At 69.7% G+C, this 7,644-nt stretch carries 8 protein-coding genes; 7 read left to right on the top strand and 1 reads right to left on the bottom strand.

What is annotated here, in order from left to right; genetic code table 11:
• Positions 1 to 112 precede the first annotated feature (112 nt).
• Entirely contained in the window at positions 113 to 520 is a 408-nt protein-coding gene (locus DVH02_RS08955) for a DUF3592 domain-containing protein (RefSeq protein WP_114623217.1), read from the bottom strand.
• A gap of 59 nt (positions 521 to 579) precedes the next feature.
• Here DVH02_RS08955 and DVH02_RS34725 point away from each other — a divergent pair, with 59 nt between their 5' ends.
• The 7 genes from DVH02_RS34725 to DVH02_RS08985 all read left to right on the top strand — a co-directional run bounded on the left by DVH02_RS34725 (position 580) and on the right by DVH02_RS08985 (position 7,591).
• Positions 580 to 1,278: a hypothetical protein gene (locus tag DVH02_RS34725; RefSeq protein WP_147286022.1), complete on the top strand. Its 699-nt coding sequence runs from the start codon at positions 580 to 582 to the stop codon at positions 1,276 to 1,278.
• 37 nt (positions 1,279 to 1,315) lie between these two features.
• Positions 1,316 to 2,515, top strand: coding sequence for a phage tail protein (locus tag DVH02_RS08960; protein WP_114623218.1), 1,200 nt, complete (start codon positions 1,316 to 1,318; stop codon positions 2,513 to 2,515).
• Complete coding sequence (locus DVH02_RS08965) at positions 2,512 to 3,792, top strand: phage tail tape measure protein (RefSeq protein ID WP_114623219.1); 1,281 nt, start codon at positions 2,512 to 2,514, stop codon at positions 3,790 to 3,792. Before DVH02_RS08960 ends, DVH02_RS08965 begins: the two co-directional genes overlap by 4 nt.
• Positions 3,793 to 3,824: 32 nt before the next feature.
• A complete protein-coding gene (locus DVH02_RS08970) occupies positions 3,825 to 4,751 on the top strand; it encodes a phage distal tail protein (RefSeq protein WP_114623220.1) in 927 nt (308 codons plus the stop codon).
• A 97-nt stretch (positions 4,752 to 4,848) separates the two neighbouring features.
• Complete coding sequence (locus tag DVH02_RS08975; RefSeq protein WP_114623221.1) at positions 4,849 to 5,985, top strand: hypothetical protein; 1,137 nt, start codon at positions 4,849 to 4,851, stop codon at positions 5,983 to 5,985.
• 86 nt (positions 5,986 to 6,071) lie between these two features.
• Positions 6,072 to 7,115: a hypothetical protein gene (locus DVH02_RS08980; protein ID WP_233518109.1), complete on the top strand. Its 1,044-nt coding sequence runs from the start codon at positions 6,072 to 6,074 to the stop codon at positions 7,113 to 7,115.
• A 5-nt stretch (positions 7,116 to 7,120) separates the two neighbouring features.
• Entirely contained in the window at positions 7,121 to 7,591 is a 471-nt protein-coding gene (locus DVH02_RS08985; RefSeq protein WP_114623223.1) for a hypothetical protein, read from the top strand.
• The last annotated feature ends 53 nt before the right edge of the window (positions 7,592 to 7,644 follow it).

The following is a 7,644-nucleotide window of genomic DNA, read 5'->3' on the forward strand; positions in this document are numbered from 1 at the left end:
CACCCCTCCGGCACCCCTGGCAGCCCCGGCCCATCCGGAACCGGACACGGCCCCCTCCCGTGGCGACCTGATCCGCTTCTTCACCTGACGCGGCGGCTCAGGACTTCGTCCGCTACGGAAACATCAAGTAGAGGACGAAAGCAGATGCGGGGATCATCGCGAGCAAGAAGATGCTCAACCCGAAAACCGCCCAACCGAATTCCCGCCGAACTCTTGATGCGATCTTCGCGTTACCAGGGCGCTTGGGGTCGTAAAGTACATCGATCTGATCCCCGGGTCGAATACCGGGAATGAATTCACTCCCACCGATGACCCGTCGGATTCTCCCGTCCGGCGCAGTGAATTCAACGACGGGGCTGGCACCGTAGCGCCCGTGCCCCAGCGCCACACACGTCCCCATTGCGCCGACACCCCTGAGGCGCAATTGAATCACGGCAAGAATGCTCCATAAGAATCCCCCACCAACGAGAACAAAGGTTCCGAATAGAGAAACGACTACCCATACCTTCACGAGTGTCATCCAATGATCCTAGAGCATCACAACCTCACTTGACCACAGCGTCGCACCAGGAGGCAGAGATGTCACACGAAGATCCACCTCGCACCCCCTCTCCGAGCCCGAACCCCTCACCAGAGCCACCGAATGAAGAAATAAGCAGGGAAATTTCAGAGATAAAGAGGAAGCTCGACGAAGCCTGGGAGGAGCGGAAAGAAATAACCGCCGCATACCAGGAAATCTACTACAGCATGCAGTTCTGGAAGGTCGATCCGAGTATAGGGACCATCGCCCCGGAAGTCATGACCTTCGCGCCCAATGCTCTGGAAATTGATCCCAATCTCATCAGGCTCAACGAGCGAGGCTTGAGCATCGCAGGCGTGGAGGTGTTCAAAAACCCCTTCACCACCTGGCTCGAAGGGACAGGGGTTTCGTCCGAAGCCCGCAGGAGGAAGAGGGAAGGGATTCGCTCCGACTCCGAATCACAAGAAGAGACGGGCAGGGAATTCAGAAAAATAAAAGATATTCAGAACGAAATCAAGGCGACCCTGACGAGGCACACTCACCAGATCAGGAACCTGGCATCCGGTCATCGGGACCTGGCCCAGGTCTCCCGAACAGGAGCAACCGCCCAGCGCGCGGCAGCCGAAGGCCGTCGTCAGACCAACATAGCGACCGGCAGGCCGACCAGAGCCGGACAGGACGCCCACATATTCAGACAGATGGAAAGCGCCCTCAAAGCATTGGAGAACCAGGCCAGATCCCTGGCAGGCACCTTGTGAGAATTTCACTCGCATATGCGCACGGTAAGGAGTGAGTATGTCTCTCTCTTCGGCAGCGGGGCGAGCTTCCGCATCACTTAAAAACCTGAAGACACAGGCTGACGCGGCCGGCCGGGCCGTCGGTGGGATTCAGGGCAAGGCCCAGTCCAGCAGCCGCGAGATCGGCAGGATCAAGACCTCCGCCCAGGGCTCCGCCCGTGAGCTGGGCACGCTCAAGAGCAAGGCCGACAGCGCCGCCAAGTCCCTCACCAAGGCCGGGCAGGCCGGGCAGAAGGGCGGGACTCAGGTCGGGAAGTTCAAGTCCGGGGCCGACAAGGCGTCCAAGGGCATGGGCGGCCTGAACAAGGCGATGAAGGGCAACATCATCGGCGTCCTGCTCGGACTGCTCGCGCCGCTGATCGAGAAGGTGGTCGAGACGGCCGCGAAGTCGAAGACCATGCAGAAGGTCATGAAGACCGCCTTCGCCGCGATCAAGACGGTCATCAGCTCCGTCATGAAGGCCATCGGGCCGATCATGACGAAGGCCGGCGCGCTGATCAAGAAGGTGTGGAACGGCATCAAGTCGGCCGTCTCCACCGTCGTCAAAGCCGTCGGCGGGGTCATCAAGAACAACTTCAACAGCTGGCGCCAGACCATCTCCACGGTCATGAACCGTGTCAAGAGCATCGTCTCCGGCGTGTGGAACGGCATCAAGAAAGTCATGGGCCCGGTCGTCAACTGGATCAAGAACACCGTCCCCCATGCCTTCAGCACCGTCAAGTCCAAGCTCTCCAGCGCCTGGAACGGGCTCAAGGGCATCGCCTCCCGCGCCTTCAACTCCGTCAAGGGCGCGGTGAGGTCGCCGCTCAACGCGGTGATCGACCTCATCAACTCGGCGATCAGGAAACTGAACGGGATCAAGGTCTCGATCCCCGGCTGGGTCCCCAAGGTCGGCGGCAAGTCCTTCGGCATCAGCCTGCCGACGATCCCCCGCCTCGCCGAAGGCGGCATCGTGACCCCGCGACGCGGCGGGGTGACCGCGATCGTCGCGGAGGCGGGCGAGGCGGAGGCCGTGCTTCCGCTGTCCAAGCTCGACCGGCTGCTCCGGCACACCGCCCGGCAGGGCCGCACCGCCGCGCCGACGGGCGGACCGGGCGCGGCCGGCGGGCTCGTCATCGAGAACTACCACGCGGCGTCCAGCGGTGACATCCAGGACACCGCGATGGCGCTGATGTTCCTCTCCAAGGCACGCGGATGAGCGCCCCGGCCCGCACCGTCCCGCTCGACCCACTCGCCGGCGTCGCCACCGCCCTCGCCACCTTCCGTTCCCAGGCCGGCCAGGCGACGCGACCGCTGCGCTCGCTGAGCCGGCACGTCCAGCACGCCGCCTCCGCCCTCGGCGGTGTCAGGACCGGCGCCGACCCGGCCTCCGCCGGGCTGCGGCAGGTCAAGTCCCGGGCCGAGAGCGCCGGGCAGTCGCTCACCAGGACCGGCCGGGCGGCGGGGAGCGCCGGGAGCACACTGCGTACCGGCACCGGAAAGGCACACGGCGCCGTCTCCGCGCTCGCCCCGCTGACCAGCGGATCGACGCGGCTCAGCGGCCTCGCCGGAACCCTCGGCAGCGGCGCGGGGACCGTCAGCCGATTCATGGGCCCCCTCGCGATGGGGCTCACGGTCGCCGGGGGCGCCATGACCGCCGTCAACGTGGCCATGCGCGCCAACCCGCTGGGCTTCGTCCTCGGCCTGGTCGTCCCGCTCGCCGCCTATCTGATCGAACTGGCCCTCGGCTCGGAGACCGGCCGGAAGACCATGAAGAAGGTCTTCGACCAGACCCTGGTGGCGTTCCGGGCGATCTGGAGCTTCCTGAGCCCCGTCGTCTCGGCGTACGCGAAGATCATCTCGACCGTCTTCACGGCGGTGCGGACCCTCACCACCAGCACACTCAAGACCCTCGGATCGGCCCTGTCCACCGGGCTCAACGGCGCCCGCGGCGCCGTGTCGGCCGCCACCAACCCCGTCACCGGACTGATCAGATCCGTCTGGAACGGGTTCAAACCGGCGATCCGGCCGGTGACCGACTGGATCACCACATCCGTCCCCGCCATGTTCCGCCGGGTGAAGGACGCCATGTCCCGCGCCCTCACCGGCATGGGCGGCTTCGTCAGCAGCGGCGCCCAGAGCCTGCTGAGCGTCATCAAGGGGCCGCTGAGCGCTCTGATCGCCTTCGCCAACTGGATCATCGACGGCCTCAACGGCCTCAGCTTCTCCCTTCTCGGCAAGAAGTTCGGGGTCGACCTCCCGAAGATCCCGCAACTCGCCGAAGGCGGCGTCGTCCTGCCCGCCGCCCGCGGTCCGCACGCCGCCGTACTCCCGCTGTCCGCGCTCGACCGGCTGCGCCCCGCCGAACCCGGCCACCGGCCCCCGGCCGACCGGCCACCGCGACGCGCCACCGCCATCAGCGCCTACCACGAGCCGCACGGGCGCAGCGCGCTCTTCGTCGCCGAGGATCTGCGCTTCCTCCAGCGGACGGCCTGAACCCCGCGACAACGAAAAGAGGTGAAGGCCCGATGGCCGAGACCACGAACGCGCATATCGACGATCCCTCCCCCGGCTCACTGATCACCCGCGACGGGCAGATCCAGTGGGCCCGGCTTCTGATGGGGCCCGGCACCCCCTACCCGGTCGACCGGGCGGGCATCACCGGCTGGGACGACCTGCCCGGCATCGACACCGGTGATGTGCCCCGCCCCGACCAGCACGGCTCCTGGCCCGGTTCACGCTGGGCGCAGCCCCGGCTGATCGACGCGACCGTCTGGCTGCTGCCCGAGTCCGCCGAGGAAGCACGTGCCACCACCGGTCACTTCAGGGCCGCCACCGGGCTGGACGGCGGTGAGCGGTGGCTCGCGGTACGGCTGCACGGGGAGACCCTGGCGGTACGGGCCCGGGTCAGCCGTCGCGTCGTACCGCAGGACCGGACCTACGTCCTGCACGGCGCGGCGCGCACCAGTCTCCAGTGGACCTCCACCGACCCGCGGCGCTTCGGCACGGACGAGCAGTCGGCACGGACCGGGCTGCCCGCCTCCGAGCCGGGTCTCGCCTGGCCGGACGAGGGGCTCGGCTGGCCGCTGGACTGGGGGGCGGCCGGTGCGACGGGCGCCCTCACGGCGGTCAACTCCGGTGATACGGCGGCCCATCCGCTGATCGAGTTCCGGGGACCCGCGAAGCGTCCCTCACTGATCCGGCTGTCCGACGGCAAGCGGCTCCAGTACGACATCACGCTCGCCGCCGACGATGTCCTGACGGTGGACACCCTGACCGGGACCGTCGTCCTCAACGCCACCGCCTCGCGGCTCTACACGGCCACCGCCGCCTCGGCTCCCGAGCAGCTGTTCCTGCTGGAGCCCGGCACGACGTCGCTGGCCTTCCGCTCCGAGGACATCGCGCCGGACCCGGCGGCCCTGGCGACCGTGCGGTGGCGCCACTCCCACTGGTGACCCGCGGCCCGGCACGCCGCACCCGCCCCGCGGCCCGCTCGCCCAGCTCCGCCTCCGCCCCCTCGTCCCACCCACCTCGCCCCTTACAGGAGATCCCATGCCCATCCGTTCCGCCTGGCTGCTCAACCGCTCCGACGACGACGGCACCGGTACCGGCACCGGTCAGTCCCGTACCGACACCCGGCTCGCCCCGCTCGGCGCCATGACCCCGACCGGCCGGCTGACCACCCGGGGCGGCGTGCTCCCCGGCTCGCCCGACGGCAAGTACGTCCTCTCCGGGCTGTACGTGTACGGGCAGTCGGCCGGGATGACCGCGACCGTCGCGTCGGGCCGTGCCGTCATCCACAGCAGCGAGGCAGCCGGCTCCTACCCGGTGGCCGTCACCGAGTACACCCAGCTCCTCGTCGACGACGGCGACCCGGCCAATCCCCGGCTCGACCTCGTGGTCCTGCGCGTGTACGACGAGGCGCAGGACGCCGGGGGCCGCACCGAGGCCGCGCTGGAGATCGTCCGGGGCACCCCGGCCGCCACCCCCGCCGCCCCCGCGATCCCGGCGGCCTCCCTGGCGCTGGCCACCATCCGGGTACCGGCGGGGGCCTCGGCGGGCAGCGGCGGCATCGACTGGTCGTCCGCCGTCGCCGATCTGCGCCGCACCACCGTCGCGGTCGGCGGCATCCTGCCCGAGGAGTGGGCGCGCGACATCCCGGGCGCCTACCCGGGCCAGTACCGGGACACCGGCGCGGAGGGACTCCAGCGCTGGGACGGCGCGGCCTGGCAGCCGTACCCCGCGCTGCCGCGCTGGCGGGACTGGACCCCGGTCTGGACGACCTCCACCGGCCTGGCGACGCCGTCGTTCGGCAACGCGGCGCTGAGGTGCCGCTATGTGCAGCTGGGGACGGTGGTGCACGGGTCGTTCGACATCGTCTTCGGTACGACCACCCGGTTCGGCGGCGGCACCTCCGCCGACAACTGGCGCTTGAGCCTGCCGGTGACCGCCGCGTCCCTCTCACAGGCCGTGGGCTTCGCCGGTCTTCAGGCCAGCACGCGGGAACGGGTGACGGCGCGGCTCCGCACCACCACGACCAGGACGCTGGAGCTGGAGATCTCCTCCGGATCCGTCGACACCACACCCGTGCTGAACAGCGGCCTGGCGGACGCGATCACCCCCTGGACCTGGGGCAGCGGGATGCGGATCTCCGGCACCTTCACCTACGAAGCGGAGGTGGCCCTGTGACGCCTGCGCCCGTGGCCCCGGGGGCGCTCCGGATCCCGGGCACCGCCGTCTACCGGGCCCTGTTCTGCGATCTGCGCACCGACCGGATGCTCGATGTCTTTCCCCTCGTCGACGCGGAGTACGACGACTTCATCGGCAAGGCGGGCTCCCTGTCGGCGACGGTCCCGCTGCCCGACGCGGCGCTCGCCGCGCGGGTGCGGGCCGCGCTGGTGCCCGGCCGTACGGCGGTCTGGCTGGAGCGGGACGGCGACATCTGGTGGGGCGGTGTGCTGTGGACCTGTACGCCGCGGATGGACGAACAGGGCAGGCTCACCGTCCAGTTCCAGGCCGGCACCTTCGACTCGTACCTCGACCACCGGATCCTCTCCGGGGATCTGGCCGGGACGGGGACCGACCAGCTCGACATCGCCCGGCTGCTGATCGACCACGTACAGGCGCAGCCCGGCGGTGACATCGGCCTGCGGTACGGGACCGAGGCGTCCGGGGTGCGGCGGGACTTCGCGTACGCCTACAGCGGGCTGGCCAGGGTGCGGGAGCTGCTCGACAAGCTCACCCAGTTCGACGACGGTTTCGAGTGGCGTATCCACTGCTACCGGGACCCCGAGGGCAACCGGGTCAAGTACCTCCAGCTCGGTCATCCGACGATCAGCACAGGCCGGACGGAGATCGTGCTGGACCATCCGGGCCCGGTGCTGACGTACAGCCTGCCGTCGGACTCGACGGTGCAGGCCAACGTGTGGGTGGCGCGCGGTGAGCCGGACAGCGGCGACCAGGACCAGGAGACCGAGGCGCCGACCGTGCGGGTGATCAGCGACGAGGACCTCGCGGGCGGCTGGCCCCGGCTGGAGCAGACCTCGGACCACACCTCGGTCCAGGACACGGCCGCGCTCGGCTCCCTGGCCCGCGCCGAACTGGCCAGGCACCGCAGGCCCGAGACGATCCCCGAGCTGACGGTGTGGCTGGACGGCCGGATCACGCCCGCGCTGATGGGCGCCCGGATCCGGCTGCGCATCCACGACCTGTGGCACCCGGGGGGCGCCGATGTACGGCACCGGGTCGTCGGCCTCGCGGTCAACCCGCCGCAGCGTGGCAAGGCGGAGACCGCCACGCTCTACCTGGAAGGAGGGTGAGCGCGATGGCGATCATCCCGCTCGATCTGCTGGACCGTATCCGCGCCCTGGAGCGGCAGGTACGGGACCTGATGGGCAGCGCCCGCGCCCGTCCCGCGGCGACCGTGAGGACCGCCGCCGCGGACACCCTGTCCGCCCAGGCCGTGCCCTATCCGCGCCCCTGGCCGGTCGCCGCCGCACGGTGGGAGTCCACCGGATCGGCCGGCTGGACGACGCTGTACCGGAGTACGGGGATCGTCCGGCATCCGCGCCTGTACTGCCGGATCGACGCCGAGGGCGGCCCGAGCGCCGGGCTGCGGCTGCTGGTGGACGGCGTACCGACCGGGCCGGAGGGCGGCGCCGGGGGGCTGGACTTCACGGAGCCGGTGAACGCGGCGTCCGGCACGGTCGTCACCTTCGAGGTGCAGGCGCGGGTCACGACGGCGGGCGAGACCGTGCGCTGTCTGCCGGTGGCGCTGTACGGCGTGCGGGCGTAGGGCCTCTCGTCCGGATCGGGCCGGGCTCGCGGTCTTCGAAGTCCCGCCCGGTC

Origin of the sequence: Streptomyces corynorhini, from assembly GCF_003346515.1 — a bacterium.
Classification (GTDB): Bacteria; Actinomycetota; Actinomycetes; order Streptomycetales; family Streptomycetaceae; genus Streptomyces; species Streptomyces corynorhini.

Excerpts from the sequence above, each read along its gene's own strand:
- DVH02_RS34725 (WP_147286022.1), top strand. The coding sequence starts at position 580 with ATGTCACACGAAGATCCACCTCGCACCCCCTCTCCGAGCCCGAACCCC.
- DVH02_RS08965 (WP_114623219.1), top strand. The coding sequence starts at position 2,512 with ATGAGCGCCCCGGCCCGCACCGTCCCGCTCGACCCACTCGCCGGCGTC.
- DVH02_RS08970 (WP_114623220.1), top strand. The coding sequence starts at position 3,825 with ATGGCCGAGACCACGAACGCGCATATCGACGATCCCTCCCCCGGCTCA.
- DVH02_RS08955 (WP_114623217.1), bottom strand. The coding sequence starts at position 520 with ATGACACTCGTGAAGGTATGGGTAGTCGTTTCTCTATTCGGAACCTTT.
- DVH02_RS08980 (WP_233518109.1), top strand. The coding sequence starts at position 6,072 with ATGCTCGATGTCTTTCCCCTCGTCGACGCGGAGTACGACGACTTCATC.
- DVH02_RS08960 (WP_114623218.1), top strand. The coding sequence starts at position 1,316 with ATGTCTCTCTCTTCGGCAGCGGGGCGAGCTTCCGCATCACTTAAAAAC.
- DVH02_RS08975 (WP_114623221.1), top strand. The coding sequence starts at position 4,849 with ATGCCCATCCGTTCCGCCTGGCTGCTCAACCGCTCCGACGACGACGGC.
- DVH02_RS08985 (WP_114623223.1), top strand. The coding sequence starts at position 7,121 with ATGGCGATCATCCCGCTCGATCTGCTGGACCGTATCCGCGCCCTGGAG.